A 23,416-nucleotide genomic window follows, 5' to 3' on the forward strand; every position below is an offset into this window, starting at 1 on the left:
TCGGACGTACCGCCGGACGCCCCGGACGCACACCGGCGCGGGCAGGGGCGCGGGCGGGGCGCGGACCGGTAACCAGCCGGACGGGGGCCGGGGCGCGGGCCGGACGCACATCGGCGCGGGCCGGACGTGCACCGGACGCAGGCGGGGGCGTACCGCCGGATGCGGACTTTCCGTCGCCACCGGACCATGGATCCATGGACGACCTGGCCAATGACAGGACCGCGACGCACACCGCCCCGGTCGCCACCGCCCACGAGGCGCTGCTGTCGAGGGGCGCGTACGTGATGCCACCGGCGGCCGTCTCGGAGTGTGTCGGGGCGGACGAACACGACTGGGCAGCCTTCGCCGCCCACTGGGAGGACCTGGCCCCGGACGCGTACGCAGCCGAGCGGGGAACACGCCGGCTGCGCCGTTACGGGCACTTCACCCTCTCCCGTACCGGGGAGCTGACCCTGCTGCCGCACCTCGCCTTCGTACAGCCGGAGGACACCAACCCGCTCTACGTCGACGTGGACCGGCACTTCGAGCCGCTGACCGACGCCTTCGTCACCGATCCGCTGCTGACACCGCTGCTGAGGATGCTGGGCGACGTGGCGGGCTGCCTGGTCGACGCGGCCGAATGGAGCGTGAAGGTCCATCCCTTCCGGGTCGTCGCCTCGGACGACAGCCAGGGCGCTCCCACCCCGGAGGGGAGGCACCGTGACGGGGTCACCCTGGTGACGTCCCTGCTGATCGGCAGGGAGAACGCCACCGGCGGCGAGAGCTCCGTGTACGGCCCGGACGGCGGGGAACTGCTGACGACCACGCTCGCCGAGCGGGGAACCCTGCTCCTGGGCGACGACCGCTCGACCCTGCACGGCGTGTCGCCGGTCCGACCCCTCGACCCCACCAGGCCCGCCCACCGGGACGTCCTGGTCACCACCCTCACCGCACGCTGACGCAGTCGGTGGCGCGCACCAGGGCGTCCACCACCCCGGCCGGCCCCGTCTCGCCGCGGGCCCAGGCGCGCTGCCGTTCGGCGCCGGTCCCCCGGGCCGCGAGCCGCCGCAGGAACGCCGACACCTCGCCCATGTCCCCGTACGCCTCCAGCACCGGCCGCACATGCCGTACGAGCCGCTCCGCCTGCTCCGGGGCGGTCATGACGCGCCCGCTCAGGGCGTCCACCCCGCTGCCGGGCCAGCCGTCCCGGGCGGCGCGCCAGTAGGCGGCGCGCAGCAGTTCGGCGCACCCGCGAGGCCCCGGATCACCGCGTACGACCTGGTCCGCGGCCGTCACCACGAGGGCCCTGATCAGTGCCGCCAGGGCGACCGTGTCGTCGATGTCGGCGAGGACGTCCATGGAGCGGACCTCCAGCGTCGGCAGGCGCGGGTTGGGCCGGAGGTCCCAGAACGGCATGCCGGGCTCCAGCATCGCCTCCGAGTCGGCCATGGCGGTGGCGAGCCGCTCGTGCTCGTCCAGCGACTCCGCGTACGGCGGTGGCCCCAGGCACGGGAAGCGGCTCCTGATGACGGACCGCCAACTGGCGTAACCCGTGTCGTGCCCCTCGTGGAACGGCGAATTCGCGCTCAGCGCCACGAGGAGGGGCAGCCACGGCCGGAGGTGGTTACCCACCAGGACGGCGAGTTCCTTGTCCGGCAGGTGCACATGGACGTGGCAGGCGCTGATGGCGAAGTCGTCGAGCATGGCGCGGTACTGGTCGGCCCCGGCGCGGTAGCGGGGGTGGTCGCCGATGTCGGCCCTGCGGGAGACGCCGAGGACCGGCGTACCGGACGCGCAGAGGCGCAGGCCCTCGGCACGCGTGGCCGCCACGGCCGCCGCCCGCACCCGGTGCAGCTCCTTGCGCAGCTCCTCGGTCCCCGGGCACGGAGGGGTCTTCCCCTCGATCTGGTACTCGGTGAACTCGCCCGACACGAGGTCTCCGACCGTGGCGGAGGCCCGGGCCACGACCTGCGCACCGGCCGGTTCCACGGCACGGGTGACGGGGTGGACGAGGAAGTACTCCTCCTCGACTCCGAGCGTGGGCGGCGCGTTGTTCTCCCAACCGTTCACCGCTTCAGCATCACGCGTCGGAGGGGCCGTGTCGCGTGGAACGGCGGCGCCGGTCGGAACGGCGGCGCCGTATGGGAGAGCGGCGCCGCACGGAACGGCGGCGCCGCACCGAACGGCAGTGCCACTCGGGACGGCGCCGGAGCGGGAGCCGGTGCCGAAGCCGGCGGCCGGGTTCAGCTCGTGAGCGGCGCCGGTCCGATGGCGAGCCGGTCGAGGAGCTGGTCGCGGTGCAGCTCCGCTATGGGCGCCAGAAGGTCCGGGTGGCGCAGCAGCGTGGCGGCCCGCCGGTCGTGCTCGTCGGGGTCCACCAGGCGCCGGAACTGGACCGGCGTGCCGGCCGTGTGCGCCGACCCGGAGAGCGCCTCCATGGCGGCGGCGGCCAGCTCCGGTTCGCTGAGCAGGGACGCGGCCCAGCTGGCGACCACCTCGTCGACCCAGGTACGCCACGCCTCCGCGTCGTCCCCGTCACCGGTCCCGGCGGCGTCGGCGCCCGTGACCCCGTCGAGCCGCCCGGAGCCGCCCGGCCCCGCCACGGCGACCAGCGCGGCGTCCATCGCGGTCGGGTAGCGCAACCACGCCGCGACCGTGACGGCCTGCCGTGCCTGCGCCTCGGCCAGGGCCTGGGCGAGCGCGCCGCCGCCCGGCGGATAGGCGCGTGTCATCCACTGCGCGGTCGCCGCTATGAGCGGGGAGAGCGAGAAATCTGCGGGCACGGCTGATCCATCCGAATTCATGGGGGACGGGAGGCGGACGGAAAAGGTACCCCTGGATTCCGGGGACGGAAATGACGCAGCTCACGCCCGGCCGCGTGGCGGACGACACGCTGAGCGCATCGCAATACGCCGGGCAGGGGCACGGCGGCGTTTCATTGGAGAAATCAGGAAAACCCGCGCGGAGGAGCAACGGCATGGGACACGGCGGAGATGTCGTCACCGAATTGAGCAATGATCACGAGGAAGTGGAGGAACTCTTCACCACCATCGAGGAACTGCCGTCCGGCGACAGCCGGCGCAAGCAGTGCGCCGACCAGGTCACCATGGAGCTGGTCCGCCACTCGGTCGCGGAGGAGGCCTACCTCTACCCGGCGGTGCGGGAGCATGTTCCCGGCGGTGACGCGCTGGCCGAGAAGGAGCTGCGCGATCACGCGGCCGCCGAGCGCATCATGAAGGAGCTGGAGGCGTGCGACGCCGGAAATCCCCAGTTCGACGTGCTGATCAACCGGCTCATGACGGAAATCCGGTCGCACATCACCGACGAGGAGAACAATCTCTTCCCGCGCCTGCGTGAGGCGTGCTCCGCCGATGTGCTCGCCGATCTCGGCGACAAGGTCCGCCAGGCCAAGAAAACAGCCCCGACCCGCCCCCACCCCTCGGCCCCGGACAAGCCCCCGGCCAACAAGCTGCTCGCCCCCAGCGTCGGGCTCGTCGACCGCCTCCGCGACGCGATGACGGGCCGCGGCAAGGAATCCTGACCCCCGCCCAGGTGAACGTCCTGCCACCCGGGCGGTCCGCGTCACGGCACCCGCCGCAACGGCATCATGCGCCGCGGCCGGTCACCCACCACGTCGACGGCAGGGTGAGCCGCCTCCCGTCCGGGGTGGACTCCGTCGTGTGCAGGGGCATCCGGCCCGAAGCGAGTACGGCGAGGCCTGCCGTGCGGAAGTACTCCGGCACCTCCGCGTCGACGACCGTGGCGGGTGCGATCCCGTGCCGGAGGACCGGGCGGAGCTTGGGGGGCGGGCCCGAGGGGCTCGCGACGAGGCCGCCGAGGGCCCTGCCCGCCGCCTCGGCGAGCTCGACGACGAACGCACGGCCCCGCTCCCCGACCAGGGTGGCGATCGTGTCGGCCAGGGCCTGGCGGTGCCCCGGCTCGACCTGGTGCAGGACACCGCGCATGTACACGTTGGCGTCGCCCAGCTCGGCGTGCAGCTCGCGCACGGCCTCCGTGTCCACGGCGTCGAGCACCCGGAACTCGGCGGCCACGCCCGTCCGCCCGTCCCGGCGCCGCGCGTGCTCGATCGCCGCGGCCGCCACGTCGACGCCCACCACGCGCGCGTACCGGCCGGCGAGGAACAGAGTCTGGGTGCCGTTGCCGCACCCCAGGTCGACGAGTGGCAGGCCGGGTGCCGTCAGGTGCGGTGCGAGGAGGTCGGCGTGGGGGCCCGCCGTCAAGGACGGCTCCGCGTCCCAGAGGACGGCGCCCTCCTCGCCGGGCGCCTCCTTCCAGAAGCCCTCCCAGGCGTCCTTGTGGCGACGGGTCGCACTCACGGCCTGCTCCTTCCCGGCGGCCCACCCGACGGCTCTCCCGGCGGCCCGCCCGACGGCTCTCCCGGCGGCATACGCGACGGCGTACCCGACGGCTCTCCCGGAAGCGACAGCTCGAACCACACCGACGTCCCCTCCCCCGCCCGGCTCGCGCCCCACTCGGCGGCCAAGGCGCTCACCACCCTCAGCCCCCGCCCGTACTCGTCGGCGGATCCGGTGTCGAGCAGTGTCGGCAGTGTGTGCCCGTCATCCGTGACCTCGCAAAGCAGGACGTCGGTCCGGACCAGCCGCACCTCGATCCGGCGCGCCCCCTCGGCATGGAGCACGGCGTTGGTGACCAGTTCGCTGACGAGCAGCCGTACGGTCTCCGCCGCCTCGTCCAGTCCCCACTCGGTCAGCCGCTCCCGCACCAGCCGACGCGCCCGGGCCACCTCGCGCGGCTCCGGGGCCAGCTCCCACCGGGCGACGTCCTCGGGGGCGATGCCGCTCAGCCTGGCCATCAGCAGGGCGACGTCGTCCTTGCGGCCGCCGCGGGCGCCCAGCGCCCGGATGATCGCGTCACAGGCGTCGTCCATGGAGGCCGCCGGATGGGCGGCCGACTCGCAGAGCGTGGCGAGGCCCACGCCGATGTCCTCGCCCCGCATCTCGACCAGCCCGTCGGTGCACATCACGAGCCGGTCGCCGGGCGCGACCGGTACCCGTACGGTCTCGAACGGCACCCCTCCGACGCCGATCGGGGCGCCCGTCGGCAGTTCCAGCAGGTCGCTCCGCCCGTCCTCGGCGCGGACGATCACCGGCGGCACATGGCCGGCGTTCGCCATGAGCAGCTCCCCGGCGACGGGGTCGTACACGGCGTACAGGCAGGTCGCCAGGTAGTGCTCGCCGAGCCGCTGCGCCAGGTCGTCGAGGTTGCGCAGCAGCCGGGCGGGCGGCAGGTCGAGCCCCGCCATGGTCTGTACGGCGGTCCGCAACTGGCCCATCATGGCGGCCGAGTTCAGCCCGTGCCCCATGACGTCGCCGACGACGAGGGCGGTGCGGGAACCGGGGAGCTTGATCGAGTCGAACCAGTCGCCGCCCACCCGCCCCAGCAGCGTGCCGGGAAGGTAGCGCGTGGCGGTGTCGCACCCCGCCAGGCGCGCGGGGACCTGCGGCAGCATCGCGTCCTGCAGCAGCTCCGCGACGCTCTCCTGGTAGGTGTACATGCGGGCGTTGTCGAGGACGAGCCCTGCGCGCGCGGCCAGTTCCGCGCCGGTCACCCGGTCCATGTCGTCGAAGAGGGCCCGCCCGGGGTGGCGCAGCAGGATCATGAACCCCAGCACCACGTCACGGGCCTTGAGGGGGACGACCAGCATGGACCGGCCGGTGATCAGCGGCCGGATGTCGCGCTTCTCGAACTGCGAGGCGATGGCGGTGCCCATGTCCTCGCTGATCCTCGGCACGAGGACGGGCTCGCCGGTCGTCATGCACTGGAAGAACGGGGTCTGCACGGGGAACGGCATCGACTCCCCGACCGGTACGACGTCGTCCCAGCGGCCGGGTTCGTCGACGTGCTCGACGGCGACCCGGTGCCACAGGGTGGTGGCGTCCGGCGGCCCGTCCGGGAAGCCCTCGCCGGCGACGACCTGTTCGCGCAGGTAGGTCCCGGCGACGTCGGTGAAGCGCGGTACCACGGCCGCGCTGACCTCCTGGATCGTACGGGCCAGGTCGAGGGAGGAGCCGATGCGGCCGCTGACCTCGTTGAGGAACTCCAGCCGCTCGCGCACGGCCGCGTACTCGAGGTCCTGCCCCACGTCGTGCGCCGGGTTCCGCTTCTGGTCGTTTCCGTCGGCACGCGCGCGTGCGGCGCGTTCCGCGCGCCGGGGCACACCCCAGTCGGGTGTGACGGGCACGCGGTCGTGGTGGCTGAATTCAAGGACGGGGTAGCCCAGTTCGAGGACCTGGGAGACGATCCGGGTGGCCTGCCGGACGCTCATGCTCGGCAGGATCTCGGGGAGCCGGCGGGCCAGCTCGTCGGAGCCGGGGAAGTCGGTGTGCAGGGCGAAGCCGGGAGCGATGCGCTCGAAGTGCTCCTGGTCCGCGGTGTCGCCCCGGAACTGGGCCGCGTCCGCCGCGAGGACCAGCAGCCGTTCGGGGCCGGGGCCGACCAGGGGGTAGGCCCACCACAGGACGTCCACGCGCTCCCGTCCCGGTTCGGAGAGCCGGGCGCGGCCGGCTGTCGGGTAGGACGTGAGCCCGCCGCGGGAGGCGTCCAGCGCGGCATCCAGGGCCGGCCCCGGGTCGTGGTCCGGTGAGTAGGGGTCGTCCCGGTCAGGGGCGCCGTCGTCCGCCGCGTACGGACCGTCCCGGTCCAGGACGCTGTCGTCCGCCGCGTACGGACCGTCCCGGTCAAGGGATCCGTCGTCCGCCGAGAAAGGACCGTCCCGGTCCAGGGCTCCGGAGACGGGGAGCAGCTCGACGGCGTGCCGGCCCACCGCGGCGTCCTTGGCGTGGCCGAACAGCCTACGCGCGCCGGTCGACCAGTGGGACACCAGGCCGTCCCCGTCGACGACGACCACAGCAAGCGGAATCCGGCCCGCCGCGCCCGCCGCGTCCCTCGCGCCCGCGGGACCCGGCGCGGGCCTCGGCTGCGGAACGCCACTGTCCATGGTGGAAGGCTCCTTCCCGGCGCGCCGCGAACCCGCGGCCGTGTCCCCACGGTACGGCCCGTGCGCCGTTGTGCGCCGGGCATCCACGGAACTGACCCGTCGTCAATCCTCGTGGCCCAGACGGAGATCGCGCTCGGCGTGCCCGCCTCCCGCGACCCGCAGCACGGTGGCCACCGGCGGGTATCCGGCCGCGATCACGGTGTACTCGCCGGATGGGAGGTCCCCGAAGCGGAATGTGCCGTCGGGGCCCGTGGTGAGGGTGTCGACGACGTTTCCGGCCGCGTCGAGCAGGGTCACGCGCGCGTCCTCCACGGACCTGCCGTCGGGTGCCCGTACCGTCCCGCGCAGCACCGCTCCGCCGGCCAGCTCGATGTCCTGGCGGGTCTCGCGTGCCGCCTGGACGCTCACGGGCAGCGCGACGGGCCGGTAGACGGGGGCGCTCGCGGCCAGGGTGTACTCCCCCGCGACGAGCGCGTCGAGGACGTAGCTCCCGTCCCGTCCGGTACGGGTACCGGCGACGACCTCCCCGCGTACGTCGGTCAGGGTGACCGCGGCATCGCGTACGGGAGTGCCGTCGGCGGTGTGGACGGTCCCGGCGAGGCGGCCGGCGCCGCCGAGTACGACATCGATCTCGACCGGTCGTTCGCCGACCGTGACGGGGACGGCCTGGGGCTGGTGGCCGCCGGCCGCCGCGATCATCACGTACGAACCGCCGCCGGGGACGCTGAGCGTGTACCGCCCGTCGTCGCCGCTCGCCCCGCGTCCGACCTGCTGTCCTCGCACGTCGATGAGGGTGAGGGCGGCACGCGGCACGCGGGCCCCGTCGAGGTGCCGGACGGTGCCGCGGACCGGGACTCCGGCGCTGAGCCCCGACGCGGTGCGGGGCGCGGGTACGGCGGTGCGAGCGTCGTGGGTCACCAGCGGTTTCTCCTTGAGGAAGAAGGCGATGAGCAGGCCGAGCCCCAGGACCGGCACCAGGTGGAGGAGGGTCCGCGGCATGGTCTCGGCGTACGCCTCGATGTAGGCGTCCCGAAGTGCGGGCGGCAGCGCCTCGACGGCGTGCGGGGTGACGGACCACGGGCCCGGCAGCTCGGCACCGCTGGGGAGGCGGCTGCCGAGGGCGTGGTCGAGGCGATGGGTGAAGAGCGCCCCGAGGGCGGCGGCGCCGGCACAGCCGCCGATCCACCGGACATGGGTGTGGGCACTGGTGGCGGCGCCCAGGGCGGCGGGGGGTGCGGCGTTCTGGACGGCGAGGACGAGGGCGGGCAGGACGAGGCCGATGCCGACACCGAGCACGGCCTGCCAGACGCTGTGCGTCACGCGTGGTGTGTCCGGCTCCAGCCGGGACATCAGCCACATGCCGACCACCGACACGGCGCCGCCGAGCACCGGGTGGACCGTGTAGCGGCCGGTCCGGCCGATGAGGTGTCCGGAGAGGAGGGAGCCGGTGACGATGCCGGCCGCCATCGGCAGCATCAGCAGCCCGGCCTCGGCGGCGTCCGCGCCACCGGTCAGCCGGAAGAAGGCGGGCAGGCAGTCGGCGACGACGAAGAGCGCGACGCCGGCGGTGGTGCCGACGAGGCCGCCGACCACGAAGGTGGAGTCGCGGAACAGCCGGAGCGGGACGAGGGGGTCCGGCGCGTAGTGCTCCACCACGACGAACAGCAGAATGGTCCCCGCCGCGCCGCAGGCCAGGCCCAGGACGACGCGGGAGTCCCAGGCGTACTCCGTACCGCCCCAACCGGCGAGGAGCACCAGGAAGGTGGAGGCGGCCGCGAGCAGGAGCGCGCCGAGGACGTCCGGGCGTCGCCGGGCTGCGGACTTCGGCGGAGCGAGCCGTGGGAGTGCCGCCCCGACGACGAGCAGCGCGAGCAGGCCCGGCGGGACGGTGGCCCAGAAGCACCAGCGCCAGGACAGATGTTCGGTGACGAGCCCGCCGAGGAGCGGACCGGACAGCGTGGCGAGGCCCAGGGCGGCGCCCAGGAGGCCCAGGAAGCGGCCGCGCCGGCGGGCGGGGACGAGGTCGGCGGTGATCGCCTGCGCGCCGGCCAGCAGACCGCCGGCGCCGACGCCCTGGACGGCGCGGAACGCAACGAGCTGGTCCATGTCGCGCGACCAGCCCGCCAGCGCCGAACCGGCCAGGAACACGACCAGGGCGAACTGGAAGACGGCTTTGCGCCCGTAGAGGTCACCGAGCTTGCCGTGGACGGGGAGGGTGACGGTGACGGCGAGGAGGTAGGCGGTCACCGCCCAGGCAGCCCGGCCCCGCCCGTGGAGTTCGGCGCCGATGGCCGGAAGAGCGGTGGCGGTGATCAATTGCTCCAGCACGGCGAGCAGCAGGGCGAGGACGAGCCCGAAGAAAACGAGCCGTACGCGCGCGGGGCCGAGGAGGGTGGCGCCCCCGCCACCTGACGCCCCGTCCGACGTGGCACCTCCGCCGGACGTGACGCTCCTGCCCGACCTGGCGCCTCCGCCCGCCCCAGCGCCTCCGCCGGACATGGCGCCTCCGCCCAGCCCGGCGCCCCCGCCCGCCCCGGTTTCAAGGCCGTCCCGCCCGGTACCCTTCGCCGACGCCGGACCATGCGCGGCAACCGGCACCGCGTCGGAGACAGCCCCCGGCACCGCGTCCGGGACCGGTACCGCGCCCGGGGCCGCCTCCGAGGCCATCCCTGGAGCTGCCTCCGGGGCCACCACCCAAGGGGCGGTTTCAGGGCCGCGCCCATGGGCGTGCCGTTGGCCGCCGTCCTGTGCGGGCGGTTGTGCACCGCCCGCCGACGGCCAGTGGGAGGCGGCGCCGCGCCCCCGGTCGGCCGGCCCCGGAGCGGCCTCGGAGGCCCTGCCCGAGACGGGACGAGGGCCCGCCCCCCGGGCGGGTGTTCCGGACTGCCCCCAGGCAGGCGGTGTGTGGCCGTCGTTCGCCAGCCTGCTCCCACCCACGAACCTGCTCCCCTCAGTCGCGCCGACGCGGCGCGCCATTCTTCGCATTGCGCGCCGAGGGGGAGCAAGCGGGGCATTACGGGGTTACGGGTGGGGGCGGGCGCCGGGCACGCGGAGCGTCGCGGCGCTCATCAGGCGCTTTCCCCCGACCCTTCGCGCGCCGGGGCGTACACGCGCGCCGGGGACCGGGAGGGAAGACCACCCGAACCGGTGACCATGACGCGTTACTTCTCGACCTCGGCGGCGAGGTTGGCGAGCACCTGGTCGTAGATGCGGCCGAGCCCCTTGGGGGCGAAGGCCCTCTCGAAGAAGCCGCCGATCCCGCCCGCACCGTTCCACACGGTGGAAACGACGGCCTTCGAGCGGCCCTCACCGGCCGGAGTGACGGTCCATGTGGTGACCATGGAGGAGTTGCGGTCCTTCTCGACGAGCCGGCCGTCGCTCGGCTCCGTGACCTCCAGCAGGCAGTCCCGGATGCGCTTGCTGGTGGCCTGGAGCTTCCAGTGGACGAGAGTGCCCTCGCCGTCGCCGCCCTCGCGCACCTCGTACTCGCTGAAGTGCTCGGGCAGCAGCTTCCCGCGGGTCTCCTTGTAGTCGGCCAGCGCGTCGAACACCGTCTCCGCGTCCGCCGAGATGACCCGCTCCGTCGTGGCCTCGACCTGCGCCATGCCATGTCCTCCAGCACTCGATACCTAAGGGGAGGCACAAGCCAACCACCTGCCGGGTGGGCGCCCAAATCCGGGAGGCCCGCCCGAGGCAATCATGGGAACATGTGTTCTATTGTGGGGGCAGTGCTACCCGAGGAGGCGTCCATGCGCTGGGACAACCTGAGTGAGACCCCCACCGGGGACACCGTGCTGTTCGGAACGGACGCCGTGACCACACGCACGTTCGACACCCCGGAGTTCCGGGGGATCACCTTCCACGAGGTGCGGGCCCGGTCGATCGTGAACCGGGTGCCAGGTGCCTCGCGCATGCCGTTCGAGTGGACCGTCAACCCGTACCGGGGCTGCACGCACGCGTGCGTGTACTGCTTCGCCCGCAGGACGCACAGCTATCTGGACCTCGACACCGGCCTCGGGTTCGACTCGCAGATCGTGGTGAAGATCAACGCGCCGGAGCTGCTGCGCAAGCAGCTCGCCTCACCGCGCTGGCAGGGCGCGCACATCGCCATGGGCACGAACGTCGACTGCTACCAGCGCGCCGAGGGCCGCTACCGGCTGATGCCCGGCATCATCTCCGCGCTGCGGGACCACGCGAACCCCTTCTCCATCCTCACCAAGGGGACGCTGATCCTCCGGGACCTGGACCTGCTGCTCCAGGCCGCCGAGGTCACCGACGTCGGCATCTCCGTCTCCGTGGGCTTCACCGACCACGAACTGTGGAGGACCGTCGAGCCCGGCACCCCCGCCCCGGAGCGCCGCCTCGACGTCGTCCGCACGCTGACCGACCACGGCATCGGCTGCGGGGTGCTGATGGCCCCCGTGATCCCCTTCCTCGGCGACCACCCCGATCAGCTGCGCGCCACCGTGCGCGCCATCGCCGCCTCCGGGGCTACGTCGGTCACCCCCCTCGTCCTGCACCTGCGGCCGGGGGCGCGGGAGTGGTTCATGGCGTGGCTGAACCGGCTCCACCCCCACCTGGTGCGGCGCTACGAGCGGCTGTACGCGGACGGGGCCTACGCCCCGAAGTGGTACCAGCGCCGGATCACCCGTCAGGTGCACGAACTGGCGGACGAGTTCGGCATAGGCCCCGCGCGACGGGGGGCTTCCCGGCGTGTCACGACGCCGCCCGTCACGCCGGGACGGCAGCCGTCGGAACCGGGGCCCACGCAGCTCACCCTCCTCTGATCGGGTCAAGTCTGCCCCGGGCGTGCCCGTCCGGGCCGGAATGCGGGGACGATCCGCCGAGGGCCGCATGCCCTGGCGGCCCGTCGTCGCGGCGCATCGTCGCGACCCGTCGTTCCGCTCGCCCGGGAGGCCCGTATGCAGAAACGCGCAGGAGTGCTGATCGCCGCCGGGGCGTTGGTGGCGGGGGCGGTCACCGCCGTGCCTTCGGCGGCGCAGCCGGTCGCCAAGGAGCCGACGAGCCCGCTCGTGTGGGAGGGGTGCGCCACCAAGCAGTACCCGAGGCTGCAGTGCGCGACGCTACGGGTGCCGTTGGACCACGGTGACCCGGGCGGCGAGCGGATCACCCTCGCGCTCTCCCGCGTCCCGCACACCGCCAGGACCTTCCAGGGGCCCCTGCTCGTCAATCCCGGCGGCCCGGGCGCCGCCGGACGCTCCATGGCCGGATTCGTGGCGGCGTCGTTGCCGGAGAAGGTGGCGGCGCAGTACGACGTCATCGGCTTCGACCCGCGGGGCGTGGGCGCGAGCAGGCCGGCGCTCGACTGCAAGCCCGGCTACTTCACACCCGTCCGGCCGGACTCGGTGCCGCGCGACCAGCGCGACGAGCGGGTCAACCTGGCGAGGGCGGCGTCGTTCGCCAGGGCGTGCGGCGACAAGCACGGCGACCTGCTGCGGCACATGAGCACGGTGGACGTGGCCCGGGACCTCGATGTCGTACGGCAGGCACTCGGCGCGAAGAGGATCAACTTCTTCGGCTACTCGTACGGGACCTACCTCGGCACCGTCTACGCCAAGCTGTTCCCGCAGCGTCTGCGCAGGATGGTGCTGGACTCGGTGGTCGACCCGCACGGGGTCTGGTACCGCCTCAACCTCGCGCAGGACATGGCCTTCGACGCCCGCCACAAGGCGTTCATGGCATGGGTGGCCAAGCACCACAGGACCTACCGGCTGGGCACCGACCCGGCGAAGGTCGAGGCGCGCTGGTACGCGATGCGGGAGGCGCTGCGGAAGAAGCCGGCGGGCCGCAAGGTCGGCCCGGCCGAACTGGAGGACACCTTCCTGCCGGGCGGATACTTCAACGGCTTCTGGCCCACGCTCGCCGAGGCGTTCTCGGCGTACGTGAACGACGGGGACACGGACCCGCTCGTCGCCGCCCACAAGACGCTGGCGGCGTCCGACGCGGCGGACGACAACAGCTACTCGGTCTACGCGGCCGTGCAGTGCCGTGACGCCCACTGGCCCAGGGACTGGGGGGTCTGGCACCGGGACAACTGGGGCGTGTACGGCAAGGCGCCCTTCTCCACCTGGAACAACGCCTGGTACAACGCGCCCTGCGCCTTCTGGCCGGTCGCGTCCATGACGGCCCCCGACCTCACGAACGACGCCGTGCCGCCCGTGCTGCTGTTCCAGGCGACGGAGGACGCCGCCACTCCGTACGAGGGCGGCGTCGCCGTCCACCGGAAGCTGCGCGGCTCGCGCCTGGTCGTGGAGCGGGGCGGTGGCAACCACGCGATCACGCTGGGCGGCAACGCCTGCCTGGACCGGCACCTGGTGCGGTACCTGGAGACGGGCGAGGTGCCCCGGGTCGGCGGGCAGGGGGCCGAGGCGGACGCGGTGTGCGCGGCGGTGCCCGATCCGCAGCCTGCCAGGACGGGAGCCGCGGGGCCGGCGGGCCGGACCGGTGGCGCGGCGCTGCACGGACTGCTGGGACACCGGGGGTGACGGCCGACTGTCAGTGGCGTGCGCGAGGATGAGACCCATGAGCGATCACCTCACGCATGTGCACGCCCCTGACGGGGTCGCCCCCGGCTCCGGATACAGCCATGTCGTCTGGGGCAGCGGCCGGTTCATCGCGATATCCGGCCAGTGCGCCTTCGACGCGGACGGCCGGGTGGTCGGCGAGGGCGACGCGGGCGCCCAGGCTCGCCAGGTCTTCGAGAACCTGCGGCGGTGCCTGGCCGCGGCGGGCGCGGGTTTCGACGACGTGGTGAAGCTGACGTACTTCGTCACGGACGTGGCCCACCTCCCGGCGGTGCGGGCCGCCCGGGACGAGGTGATCGACACGGCGCGCCCGCCGGCGAGCTCGGCGGTGCAGGTCTCGGCGCTGTTCCGGCCCGAACTGCTCGTGGAGATAGAGGCGTTCGCGGTCCTTCCCGAGGGGCCCCGGCCATGACGGAGACCGCCGTCCGGGTCCGGGACATGGTGGAGGGCGACTGCGAGGCCGTCGCCGAGGTCCGGGTGCGGGGCTGGCTGTTCGCCTACGACGGTCTGATACCGGCGTGGTACCTGCGCGCGATGAGCGTCGAGGCGGACGCGGAGACCCGCCGCAAGCACTTCACCGAGGACGGCACCCGTCATGTCAATGTGGTGGCGGAACGCGCCGGTTCGGTGGTCGGCTGGGCGTGCTACGGGCCGAACCGGGACGGGTCGGCTACGGGGGACGGCGAGCTGTACGCGCTGTACGCGCGGCCGGACCAGCTCTCGACCGGCGTGGGACGTGCCCTCATGGAGGAGACGGTGGCCCGCGCGGCAGCCGACGGGTACGGGGCGCTGCGGCTGTGGGTGGTGAGGGACAACGCCCGCGCGCGGCGCTTCTACGAGAAGGCCGGGTTCGCACCGGACGGCGCGGAGGAGCCCTGGCACGTGGCGGGCGTCACGGTGTCGGAGCTCCGGTACGTCCGCCGCCTCTCCGCCTGAGCGCCCGTCAGGACGGTGGCTGCTCCGTCCGACGGGGCAGGCGCCGCAGGGCGGCCACGGCCGCCGCGGCGAGGCGGGGGTGGGCACAGGCGGCTTCGAGCACCGGGCGGGCGCTGGGGTCGCCCAGGGCGCCGAGCCCTTCCGCGCAGGCCACGCCCACCCGCCAGTAGGGGTCACCAGGGGCCAGGCGGCGCTCCAGGACGGTGACGAGCGCGGGCACGGACTCGGGTGCGCGCAGTTGTGTGAGCAGCCGCACCGGCAGCAGGGCGTAGGCCACGCGCAGCTCGTTGGTGGCGAGCGCGGCCGCGGCCCTCGGCGTGCGCGGGTCGCCGAGCCGGGCCAGGGCGTACGCGGCGGAGACACAGCGCTCCGGGTCCCGGTGGTTGAGGAGGAGGACCAGCGCCTCGAAGGCGCGCCGGTCACCGGCGAGGCCGAGCCGGAAGGCCGCGATCTCGCGGGCCCACAACGGCTGCCCCGGCCGGACGAGGACGGCGGCGAGCTCGTCCGGATCCCGGGCGCCGACGAGCCGTTCGTACGCGGGCGAGCCACCGGCCTCGTCCCGCAGCCGGTGCATGAGCGACCTGAACTCCTCGTCCACGCCCTCCGCCGCCTCGCTGCCGTCCCCGGTATCGGCAGCACCCACGGCCCCCGCACCACCCGTCGGCACGGCCGCCCCCACCAGCACCGCCACCTCCCCACCACCCGTCGGCACGGCCGCCCCCACCGGCACCGCCGTCCCCGCATCGCCCGCCGCCCCACCACCTGCCGCCCCACCACCTGCCGCCTCCGCACCACCCGCCACGTCCGCGCCACCCGTCGGCACGGCCGCCCCCGCACCATCCGCCGACACCACCACCCCCGCCGCACCCACCGCCCCCGCGCCATCAGCCGACACCGCAGCGCCCGCCGCCCCCGCGTCATCAGCCGACACTTCCGCCCCCGCCGCCCCCACGCCCTCCGCAGCCTCCACGGCCCCCGCCGCTCCGGCCGGAGTCGCCCGCTCCGCGCCATCCGTCGGCGGCGGGCCGCACCTCCTGGCGCGGCGCACCGGTGCCGCGTCGCCCTCCCGCTCCACGCCGTCGACGGGCCCCGCCGCGTCCCTCGCATCCATGGCGTCCATGGCTGTCAGTATCCGGCCCCACCGCGATCCACATCACACATTCGACCCACTTCCCAGGACTGGCGCGCTCGTTACTGGCCGGTTAACCTCAGGTGAGCGGGACACACCCGCACCCCTCACGGCGGCCTGGTGACGCAGCCGCCGCGAGTGCCTTGTCGGTTCGGCACCTTGTACGACGTGACTCCGGGACAGAGTCCGTCGGTCCTCCCTCACCGCGACAGCACGCCCTGCGCTGCCTTCCGCACGCACCCGCGTACGCCGCCTCCCGGTCGTACCCCTGCGCGCGCCCCTCATCAGTCGTCACTCATCCCTGGAGTCCCGTGATGGACACCCCTCTCACCATCGCCGTCGTCGGTCTCGGCACCATGGGCACCGGTATAGCCGAGGTCCTGGCCCGGGCCGGGCGCGAAGTCATCGGTATCGACATCAGCGAGGCCGCCGCCGCCCGCGCGATCACCACCCTGGAGACCGCCACCGCCCGCTCCGTGGCGCGGGAGCGGATCACCGAGGAGGAGCGGCGCGACATCCTCGCCCGGTTCCGTACCTTCTCCGACCTCCAGGCGGCGGCCGACGCCGACCTCGTCATCGAGGTGGTGCCCGAGTCGTACGAGGTCAAGCAGCAGGTCATCCGTGCGCTGGACTCCATCGTCCGACCCGACGCGATCGTCGCCACCGGTACGAACGCCCTGTCCGTGACCCGCCTGGCCGCCGACTCCGCGCGTCCCGAGCGGGTGCTCGGCCTGCACTTCTTCAACCCGGCCCCGGCGATGAAGCTGGTCGAGGTGGTCTCCTCGGTGCTGACCGCCCCGCAGGCCGTCGCCGCAGTCACCGACCTCGCCCACCAGCTCGGCAAGGAGCCGGTCGCGGTCGGCGACCGGCCCGGTTTCGTCGCGGACGGCCTCCTGTTCGGCTACCTGAACCAGGCCGCCGCGATGTACGAGGCCAAGTACGCCTCCCGCGAGGACATCGACGCCGCGATGAAGCTGGGCTGCGGCCTGCCGATGGGTCCGCTCGCCCTGCTGGACCTGATCGGCATCGACACCGCCCGTACCGTTCTGGACGCCATGTACGCCGAGTCCCGCGACCGGCTGCACGCTCCCGCGCCGATCCTGAAGCAGCTCAGCGAGGCGGGTCTCACCGGCCGCAAGTCCGGGCGCGGCTTCTACACCTATGAGGCGCCGGGCAGCGGTGTCGTGGTGCGGGACGCGCTGACCCCGCTGGAGACCGCCGGCACGGGCCCGGCCCGCGAGGTCCGCTCCGTCGGTGTCGCCGGCTCGGGCACCATGGCGAGCGGTATCGCCGAGGTGTTCGCGAAGGCCGGGTACGACGTGGTGCTCGCCGCCCGCTCCCTCGAGAAGGCCGAGACCGCCAAGGCCCGGATCGCCAAGTCCCTGGCCCGCTCGGTCGACAAGGGCCGGATGACGGCCGAGGCGCGGGACGAGACGCTGGCCCGTGTCAGCCCCGCCGGCTCGCTGGACTCCTTCGCCGACGTGGACCTGGCGGTGGAGGCGGTCGCCGAGGACCTGGAGATCAAGCAGCAGCTGTTCGCGACCCTGGACAAGGTGTGCAAGCCGGGCGCGGTGCTGGCCACCACGACGTCTTCCCTCCCCGTCGTCGCCTGCGCCCGCGCCACCTCGCGCCCGCAGGACGTGATCGGGATGCACTTCTTCAACCCGGCCCCGGCCATGAAGCTGGTCGAGGTGGTCCGTACGGTCCTGACCGCCGACGACGTCCACGCCACCGTCCGCGAGGTCACGGCGAAGATCCGCAAGCACGCGGTGGACTGCGGCGACCGGGCCGGTTTCATCGTGAACGCTCTGCTCTTCCCGTACCTGAACAACGCGATCAAGATGGTCGAGCAGCACTACGCCTCGCTCGACGACATCGACGCCGCGATGAAGCTGGGCGGCGGTTACCCGATGGGGCCCTTCGAGCTCCTCGACGTGGTCGGGCTCGATGTCTCGCTGGCGATCGAGAAGGTCCTGCACCGCGAGTTCCGCGACCCGGGCCTGGCGCCCGCGCCGCTCCTGGAGCACCTGGTGGCGGCGGGCTGCCTCGGCCGCAAGACGGGGCGTGGCTTCCGCGAATATGCCCGGCGCTGAGCCGTACGGGGAGTGGGGCGGGTTGCTCGACCGGGCCGGTGGCCCGGCGGGCGACCCCGCCCCACAGGCGCGGTCTCCTGCACAGATGCAGTACGTTCAGGTCATGTCCCAGCCCGCCAAGTCACCCCGTGCCACCGCCACGCCCGATGCCCCCGAGAGTGCCGCGGGCAGCCGCGCCGCCGCCCAGCGACTCAAGATGCGCCGCGAGCTGGCGGCTGCGGCCATGGAACTCTTCGCGACGAAGGGGTACGAAGCGACGACGGTCGACGAGATCGCCGCCGCGGCCGGGGTCGCCCGGCGCACCTTCTTCCGCCACTTCCGCTCCAAGGAAGAGGCGATCTTCCCCGACCACGACGACACCCTGGTGCGGGCGGAGGCGGTACTGAACGCCGCCCCCGCGCACGAGCACCCGCTGGACACGGTCTGCCGTGGCATCAAGGAAGTCATGAAGATGTACGCGGCGTCCCCGGCGGTCTCGGTGGAGCGCTACCGCCTCACTCGCGAGGTGCCCACCCTCCGGGAGCGGGAGATCGCCTCGGTGGCCCGTTACGAGCGGCTGTTCACCCGCTATCTGCTGGGCCACTTCGACGAGCGGGACCACCATGACGGCAATGACGACCCGCTGCTGGCGGAGGTGGCGGCGTCGGCGGTCGTCACGGCGCACAACCACGTGCTGCGCCGCTGGCTGCGGGCGGGCGGCCAGGGGGACGTGGAGGCGCAGCTCGACCATGCCTTCGCCATCGTCCGGGACACGTTCGGCACCGGGATAGGCGCGGGGCGCGCCGCCGGCGCGACGAACCCCACCAAGCCCCCGGCCGCGACGGCGAGCACCACTGGCGACGTACTGGTCACGGTGGCCCGCACGGACACGCCGCTGGACGAGATCATGCGAACCATCGAGCGGACCCTCAAGACTCGCTGAGCGCCTTCCGCTCCCCCACTCCGGTGGTCTTACGCCCGCCGGGCCCGACGCTTCCGTCGGGCTCGGCGGGCGTTTTGTCGTACCTGCGGCCCGCCGGAGGGCCTAGAGTCGATCGATCATCGCTCATCTGTGAACGGTGGATTGCATCTGAGAGAAATTGTTGGCACTCAGTGCCTTGCGGCCTGGCACACGGTGTCATACGTTGTCGTTGTCCGGGCGGCCGGCGTGCAGAGACATCTCGTACGCCGGCTGTCCCCGCAAGGCCATCGCGCCTCGCGCGCCCGGACGCCTGCGTCACAGGCAACTTCTGCGCACCACCCAGCGCTGCCAGCACCACCCGGCCGAACCGACGGCACACCTCCACAGCAGCAATTCCCCGACGTTCCCCTCAACGTCTCCCCTCAAAGACGTTCTTCGCCGGAGGCAACACCGTGAAGGAAATCCTGGACGCGATTCAGTCGTCGGACACCACGTCCGCGGACTTCGCCGCTCTGCCCCTCCCCGAGTCCTACCGCGCGGTGACCGTGCACAAGGACGAGACCGAGATGTTCGCCGGTCTCACCACGCGCGAGAAGGACCCGCGCAAGTCGCTGCACGTCGACAACGTGCCGCTGCCCGAGCTGGGCCCGGGCGAGGCGCTGGTGGCCGTCATGGCGTCCTCGGTCAACTACAACTCCGTGTGGACCTCCATCTTCGAGCCGGTCTCCACCTTCAGCTTCCTGGAGCGGTACGGCAGGCTCTCCGAGCTCACCAAGCGCCACGACCTGCCCTACCACATCATCGGCTCCGACCTGGCGGGCGTCGTCCTGCGCACCGGCCCCGGCGTCAACGCCTGGCAGCCCGGCGACGAGGTCGTCGCGCACTGCCTGTCCGTCGAGCTGGAGTCCAGTGACGGCCACAACGACACGATGCTCGACCCCGAGCAGCGCATCTGGGGCTTCGAGACCAACTTCGGCGGCCTCGCGGAGATCGCGCTCGTCAAGTCCAACCAGCTCATGCCCAAGCCCGACCACCTGAGCTGGGAGGAGGCGGCGGCCCCGGGCCTGGTGAACTCCACCGCCTACCGCCAGCTCGTCTCCCGCAACGGCGCCGGGATGAAGCAGGGCGACAACGTGCTCATCTGGGGCGCGAGCGGCGGCCTCGGGTCGTACGCCACCCAGTTCGCCCTCGCCGGTGGCGCCAACCCGATCTGTGTGGTCTCCAGCGAGCAGAAGGCGGACATCTGCCGCGCGATGGGCGCCGAGGCGATCATCGACCGCAGCGCCGAGGGCTACAAGTTCTGGAAGGACGAGCGCACCCAGGACCCCAAGGAGTGGAAGCGCTTCGGCAAGCGCATCCGCGAGTTCACCGGCGGCGAGGACATCGACATCGTCTTCGAGCACCCGGGCCGCGAGACCTTCGGCGCGTCCGTCTACGTCACCCGCAAGGGCGGCACCATCACCACCTGCGCCTCGACCTCGGGCTACATGCACGAGTACGACAACCGCTACCTGTGGATGTCGCTGAAGCGCATCATCGGCTCGCACTTCGCGAACTACCGCGAGGCGTGGGAGGCCAACCGCCTGATCGCCAAGGGCAAGATCCACCCGACGCTGTCGAAGACGTACGCGCTGGAGGACACCGGCCAGGCCGCGTACGACGTCCACCGCAACCTCCACCAGGGCAAGGTCGGCGTCCTGTGCCTGGCCCCCGAGGAGGGCATGGGCGTGAAGAACCAGGAGATGCGGGACAAGCACATCGACGCCATCAACCGCTTCCGGAACATCTGATGACGGAACGGAAGAAGGACCGCCCCTGGCTCATGCGGACGTACGCCGGTCACTCGACCGCCGAGGCGTCCAACGAGCTGTACCGGCGCAACCTCGCCAAGGGCCAGACCGGTCTGTCGGTCGCCTTCGACCTGCCGACGCAGACCGGCTACGACCCGGACCACATCCTCGCCCGCGGGGAGGTGGGCCGGGTCGGGGTCCCGGTCTCGCACCTCGGTGACATGCGCCGGCTGTTCCAGGACATCCCCCTGGAGCAGATGAACACCTCCATGACCATCAATGCCACCGCCATGTGGCTGCTGGCGCTGTACCAGGTGGTCGCGGAGGAGCAGGGCGCGGACATCACCAAGCTCCAGGGGACGACGCAGAACGACATCGTCAAGGAGTACCTGTCGCGCGGGACGCACGTCTTCCCGCCCGGTCCGTCGCTGCGGCTGACCACCGACATGATCACCTACACGGTGAACCACATCCCCAAGTGGAACCCGATCAACATCTGCAGTTACCACCTGCAGGAGGCGGGCGCCACGCCGGTCCAGGAGATCTCGTACGCCATGTCGACGGCGATCGCCGTCCTCGACGCGGTGTTCGCCTCCGGGCAGGTGCCGGAGGAGCGCAAGGGCGATGTGGTCGCGCGCATCTCCTTCTTCGTGAACGCGGGCGTCCGGTTCGTCGAGGAGATGTGCAAGATGCGCGCCTTCGGCCGCATCTGGGACAAGATCACGCGTGAGCGGTACGGCATCGAGGACCCCAAGCACCGCCGATTCCGCTACGGCGTGCAGGTCAACTCGCTCGGCCTGACCGAGGCGCAACCGGAGAACAACGTCCAGCGCATCGTCCTGGAGATGCTCGCCGTGACGCTGTCGAAGGACGCACGCGCGCGTGCCGTCCAGCTCCCGGCCTGGAACGAGGCCCTGGGCCTGCCCCGGCCGTGGGACCAGCAGTGGAGCTTGCGCATCCAGCAGGTGCTGGCGCACGAGAGCGACCTGCTGGAGTACGAGGACATCTTCGCGGGCTCGCACGTCATCGAGGCCAAGGTGGACGCCCTGGTCGAGGAGTGCCTGGCGGAGATCGACCGGATCCAGGAGATGGGCGGCGCGATGGCAGCCGTCGAGTCGGGCTACCTCAAGTCGCAGCTGGTGTCCTCGCACGCCGAGCGGCGGGCCCGGATCGAGGCCGGCGAGGAGAAGATCGTCGGCGTCAACATCTTCGAGACGACCGAGCCCAACCCGCTCACCGCCGACCTGGACACCGCCATCATGACGGTGGACCCGGCCAACGAGGCGCGGGTCGTGGCGAAGCTCCACGAGTGGCGCGACAACCGGGACGAGACCCGCGCCCAGGAGGCGCTGGCCCGTCTGAAGGCCACCGCGGCCGGGGACGCCAACCTGTTCGAGGCCACCTTGGAGTGCGCCCGCGCGGGTGTCACCACCGGCGAGTGGTCGTGGGCGCTGCGGGACGTCTTCGGCGAGTTCCGGGCGCCGACGGGCGTGTCGTCCGCGCCGGTCGCGATCGCCGCCGAGGAGGGCACCCCGCTCGCCGCCGTGCGCGCGAAGGTGACGCGGACGGCGGACGAGCTGGGCGCCGGGCGGCTGCGGCTGCTGGTGGGCAAGCCGGGCCTGGACGGGCACTCCAACGGCGCCGAGCAGATCGCGGTACGCGCGCGTGACGCCGGTTTCGAGGTGGTCTACCAGGGCATCCGGCTGACCCCCGAGCAGATCGTGAACGCCGCGCTCGCGGAGGACGTGCACTGCGTCGGTCTGTCGATCCTGTCCGGTTCGCACGCCGAGCTGGTGCCGGACGTGCTGGCCCGGCTGCGCGAGGCGGGCGCCTCCGACATTCCGGTCATCGTCGGCGGGATCATCCCGAGTGCCGACGCCGCCGAACTGAAGCGTGCGGGAGTCGCCGCCGTCTTCACACCGAAGGACTTCGGTATCACGGAGATCATCGGCCGTATCGTCGACGAGATCCGTAAAGCGAACAAGCTCGACCCTGTGGAGGTCCCCGCATGACGACCGTCAACCGTCTCCGCCCGCGCCGCTCCTGCCTGGCGGTCCCCGGTTCCAACCCGCGCTTCCTGGAGAAGGCCCAGGGCCTCCCCGCCGACCAGGTCTTCCTGGACCTGGAGGACGCGTGCGCGCCGCTGGCCAAGCCGGAGGCCCGGCACACCATCGTCAAGTTCCTCAACGAGGGTGACTGGACGGGCAAGACCAGGGTCGTGCGGGTCAACGACTGGACCACGGAGTGGACGTACCGCGACGTCGTCACCGTCGTCGAGGGCGCGGGCCCGAACCTGGACTGCATCATGCTGCCCAAGGTCCAGAACGCGGAGCAGGTCGTGGCGCTGGACCTGCTGCTGACCCAGATCGAGAAGACGATGGGCTTCGAGGTCGGCCGGATCGGCATCGAGGCGCAGATCGAGAACGCCCAGGGCCTCAACAACGTCAACGCGATCGCGCAGGCCTCGCCGCGCATCGAGACGATCATCTTCGGCCCGGCCGACTTCATGGCGTCCATCAACATGAAGTCGCTGGTCGTCGGCGAGCAGCCGCCCGGTTACCCGGCCGACGCGTACCACTACATCCTGATGAAGATCCTGATGGCGGCCCGTGCCAACGACCTCCAGGCGATCGACGGCCCGTACCTGCAGATCAAGAACGTGGACGGCTTCCGTGAGGTGGCCGGCCGTGCCGCGGCGCTGGGCTTCGACGGCAAGTGGGTGCTGCACCCCGGTCAGGTCGACGCGGCCAACGAGGTGTTCTCGCCCTCCCAGGAGGACTTCGACCACGCCGAGCTGATCCTGGACGCGTACGACTACTACACGTCCGAGGCGGGCGGCAAGAAGGGCTCGGCGATGCTCGGCGACGAGATGATCGACGAGGCCAGCCGCAAGATGGCGCTCGTCATCTCCGGCAAGGGGCGGGCCGCCGGCATGACCCGCACCTCGAAGTTCGAAGCCCCCTCCGCCTGACGGCGGCATGACCGGACGGGCCGCTCCGTCCCCGGTGCGCCGGGGCGGGACCGGCCCCCGGCCACTCCCCGTCACGATCCACCCGACGCACCC

The 23,416-nt window shown here is 72.6% G+C and carries 18 protein-coding genes; 11 read left to right on the forward strand and 7 right to left on the reverse strand.

The features are described 5' to 3' along the window. Positions 1-194: 194 nt before the first annotated feature. Entirely contained in the window at positions 195-938 is a 744-nt protein-coding gene (locus ACZ6C1_RS07820) for a 2OG-Fe dioxygenase family protein (RefSeq protein WP_469238853.1), read from the forward strand. On the opposite strand, the gene ACZ6C1_RS07825 is transcribed toward ACZ6C1_RS07820, so the two are convergent. Together ACZ6C1_RS07825 and ACZ6C1_RS07830 are read right to left on the reverse strand one after the other, a co-directional pair. Next, on the reverse strand, positions 925-2,049 hold the full coding sequence (locus tag ACZ6C1_RS07825) for a carboxylate-amine ligase (protein WP_469238854.1): 1,125 nt from the start codon (positions 2,047-2,049) through the stop codon (positions 925-927). The genes ACZ6C1_RS07820 and ACZ6C1_RS07825 overlap by 14 nt on opposite strands. Before the next feature lie 173 nt (positions 2,050-2,222). Next, positions 2,223-2,783, reverse strand: a complete 561-nt coding sequence (locus ACZ6C1_RS07830) for a hypothetical protein (protein ID WP_469238855.1) — start codon at positions 2,781-2,783, stop codon at positions 2,223-2,225. Between the two features lie 173 nt (positions 2,784-2,956). Here ACZ6C1_RS07830 and ACZ6C1_RS07835 point away from each other — a divergent pair, with 173 nt between their 5' ends. Next, entirely contained in the window at positions 2,957-3,520 is a 564-nt protein-coding gene (locus ACZ6C1_RS07835) for a hemerythrin domain-containing protein (protein WP_469238856.1), read from the forward strand. Between the two features lie 64 nt (positions 3,521-3,584). On the opposite strand, the gene ACZ6C1_RS07840 is transcribed toward ACZ6C1_RS07835, so the two are convergent. The 4 genes from ACZ6C1_RS07840 to ACZ6C1_RS07855 form a co-directional block, all read right to left on the reverse strand. Next, positions 3,585-4,316 (reverse strand): class I SAM-dependent methyltransferase, encoded by a 732-nt coding sequence (locus tag ACZ6C1_RS07840; RefSeq protein ID WP_469238857.1) that lies wholly within the window; start codon positions 4,314-4,316, stop codon positions 3,585-3,587. Beyond that, positions 4,313-6,958, reverse strand: coding sequence for an ATP-binding SpoIIE family protein phosphatase (locus ACZ6C1_RS07845; protein WP_469238858.1), 2,646 nt, complete (start codon positions 6,956-6,958; stop codon positions 4,313-4,315). Before ACZ6C1_RS07845 ends, ACZ6C1_RS07840 begins: the two co-directional genes overlap by 4 nt. 102 nt (positions 6,959-7,060) lie before the next feature. After that, on the reverse strand, positions 7,061-9,457 hold the full coding sequence (locus tag ACZ6C1_RS07850) for an MFS transporter (protein WP_469238859.1): 2,397 nt from the start codon (positions 9,455-9,457) through the stop codon (positions 7,061-7,063). 662 nt (positions 9,458-10,119) lie between these two features. Then, positions 10,120-10,563 (reverse strand): SRPBCC family protein, encoded by a 444-nt coding sequence (locus ACZ6C1_RS07855; RefSeq protein ID WP_469238860.1) that lies wholly within the window; start codon positions 10,561-10,563, stop codon positions 10,120-10,122. A gap of 144 nt (positions 10,564-10,707) precedes the next feature. On the opposite strand from ACZ6C1_RS07855, the gene ACZ6C1_RS07860 reads away from it, so the two are divergent. The 4 genes from ACZ6C1_RS07860 (at position 10,708) to ACZ6C1_RS07875 (ending at position 14,439) form a co-directional block, all read left to right on the forward strand. Next, complete coding sequence (locus ACZ6C1_RS07860; RefSeq protein ID WP_469238861.1) at positions 10,708-11,745, forward strand: Rv2578c family radical SAM protein; 1,038 nt, start codon at positions 10,708-10,710, stop codon at positions 11,743-11,745. Positions 11,746-11,880: 135 nt separating this feature from the next. After that, on the forward strand, positions 11,881-13,464 hold the full coding sequence (locus tag ACZ6C1_RS07865) for an alpha/beta hydrolase (protein ID WP_469238862.1): 1,584 nt from the start codon (positions 11,881-11,883) through the stop codon (positions 13,462-13,464). 37 nt (positions 13,465-13,501) lie between these two features. Further along, positions 13,502-13,915, forward strand: a complete 414-nt coding sequence (locus ACZ6C1_RS07870) for a RidA family protein (RefSeq protein WP_469238863.1) — start codon at positions 13,502-13,504, stop codon at positions 13,913-13,915. Then, positions 13,912-14,439: a GNAT family N-acetyltransferase gene (locus ACZ6C1_RS07875; RefSeq protein WP_469238864.1), complete on the forward strand. Its 528-nt coding sequence runs from the start codon at positions 13,912-13,914 to the stop codon at positions 14,437-14,439. The genes ACZ6C1_RS07870 and ACZ6C1_RS07875 overlap by 4 nt, the downstream gene beginning before the upstream one ends. A 7-nt stretch (positions 14,440-14,446) precedes the next feature. Here the strand turns inward: ACZ6C1_RS07875 and ACZ6C1_RS07880 are convergent, their stop codons facing one another. Beyond that, on the reverse strand, positions 14,447-15,037 hold the full coding sequence (locus ACZ6C1_RS07880) for an adenylosuccinate lyase (RefSeq protein ID WP_469239090.1): 591 nt from the start codon (positions 15,035-15,037) through the stop codon (positions 14,447-14,449). Between the two features lie 845 nt (positions 15,038-15,882). On the opposite strand from ACZ6C1_RS07880, the gene ACZ6C1_RS07885 reads away from it, so the two are divergent. The 5 genes from ACZ6C1_RS07885 to ACZ6C1_RS07905 all read left to right on the forward strand — a co-directional run bounded on the left by ACZ6C1_RS07885 (position 15,883) and on the right by ACZ6C1_RS07905 (position 23,323). Beyond that, on the forward strand, positions 15,883-17,661 hold the full coding sequence (locus tag ACZ6C1_RS07885; RefSeq protein WP_469238865.1) for a 3-hydroxyacyl-CoA dehydrogenase family protein: 1,779 nt from the start codon (positions 15,883-15,885) through the stop codon (positions 17,659-17,661). 103 nt (positions 17,662-17,764) lie between these two features. Further along, on the forward strand, positions 17,765-18,583 hold the full coding sequence (locus tag ACZ6C1_RS07890; RefSeq protein ID WP_469238866.1) for a TetR family transcriptional regulator: 819 nt from the start codon (positions 17,765-17,767) through the stop codon (positions 18,581-18,583). Positions 18,584-19,014: 431 nt separating this feature from the next. Next, positions 19,015-20,352 carry a crotonyl-CoA carboxylase/reductase gene (gene ccrA, locus ACZ6C1_RS07895; RefSeq protein WP_469238867.1) on the forward strand — a complete coding sequence of 446 codons (1,338 nt, stop codon included), beginning with the start codon at positions 19,015-19,017 and terminating at the stop codon, positions 20,350-20,352. Then, the gene (locus ACZ6C1_RS07900) at positions 20,352-22,364 is read left to right on the forward strand and encodes a protein meaA (RefSeq protein WP_469238868.1); all 2,013 of its coding nucleotides are present in this window, start codon (positions 20,352-20,354) and stop codon (positions 22,362-22,364) included. Before ccrA ends, ACZ6C1_RS07900 begins: the two co-directional genes overlap by 1 nt. Further along, positions 22,361-23,323, forward strand: a complete 963-nt coding sequence (locus tag ACZ6C1_RS07905) for an HpcH/HpaI aldolase/citrate lyase family protein (protein ID WP_469238869.1) — start codon at positions 22,361-22,363, stop codon at positions 23,321-23,323. Before ACZ6C1_RS07900 ends, ACZ6C1_RS07905 begins: the two co-directional genes overlap by 4 nt. The last annotated feature ends 93 nt before the right edge of the window (positions 23,324-23,416 follow it).

The sequence above is a fragment of the Streptomyces sp. NPDC041796 genome, from assembly GCF_055590785.1.

Excerpts from the sequence above, each read along its gene's own strand:
- ACZ6C1_RS07820 (WP_469238853.1), top strand. The coding sequence starts at position 195 with ATGGACGACCTGGCCAATGACAGGACCGCGACGCACACCGCCCCGGTC.
- ACZ6C1_RS07830 (WP_469238855.1), bottom strand. The coding sequence starts at position 2,783 with ATGAATTCGGATGGATCAGCCGTGCCCGCAGATTTCTCGCTCTCCCCG.
- ACZ6C1_RS07835 (WP_469238856.1), top strand. The coding sequence starts at position 2,957 with ATGGGACACGGCGGAGATGTCGTCACCGAATTGAGCAATGATCACGAG.
- ACZ6C1_RS07845 (WP_469238858.1), bottom strand. The coding sequence starts at position 6,958 with ATGGACAGTGGCGTTCCGCAGCCGAGGCCCGCGCCGGGTCCCGCGGGC.
- ACZ6C1_RS07850 (WP_469238859.1), bottom strand. The coding sequence starts at position 9,457 with ATGTCCGGCGGAGGCGCTGGGGCGGGCGGAGGCGCCAGGTCGGGCAGG.
- ACZ6C1_RS07855 (WP_469238860.1), bottom strand. The coding sequence starts at position 10,563 with ATGGCGCAGGTCGAGGCCACGACGGAGCGGGTCATCTCGGCGGACGCG.
- ACZ6C1_RS07860 (WP_469238861.1), top strand. The coding sequence starts at position 10,708 with ATGCGCTGGGACAACCTGAGTGAGACCCCCACCGGGGACACCGTGCTG.
- ACZ6C1_RS07865 (WP_469238862.1), top strand. The coding sequence starts at position 11,881 with ATGCAGAAACGCGCAGGAGTGCTGATCGCCGCCGGGGCGTTGGTGGCG.
- ACZ6C1_RS07870 (WP_469238863.1), top strand. The coding sequence starts at position 13,502 with ATGAGCGATCACCTCACGCATGTGCACGCCCCTGACGGGGTCGCCCCC.
- ACZ6C1_RS07875 (WP_469238864.1), top strand. The coding sequence starts at position 13,912 with ATGACGGAGACCGCCGTCCGGGTCCGGGACATGGTGGAGGGCGACTGC.
- ACZ6C1_RS07885 (WP_469238865.1), top strand. The coding sequence starts at position 15,883 with ATGGACACCCCTCTCACCATCGCCGTCGTCGGTCTCGGCACCATGGGC.
- ACZ6C1_RS07890 (WP_469238866.1), top strand. The coding sequence starts at position 17,765 with ATGTCCCAGCCCGCCAAGTCACCCCGTGCCACCGCCACGCCCGATGCC.
- ACZ6C1_RS07900 (WP_469238868.1), top strand. The coding sequence starts at position 20,352 with ATGACGGAACGGAAGAAGGACCGCCCCTGGCTCATGCGGACGTACGCC.
- ACZ6C1_RS07905 (WP_469238869.1), top strand. The coding sequence starts at position 22,361 with ATGACGACCGTCAACCGTCTCCGCCCGCGCCGCTCCTGCCTGGCGGTC.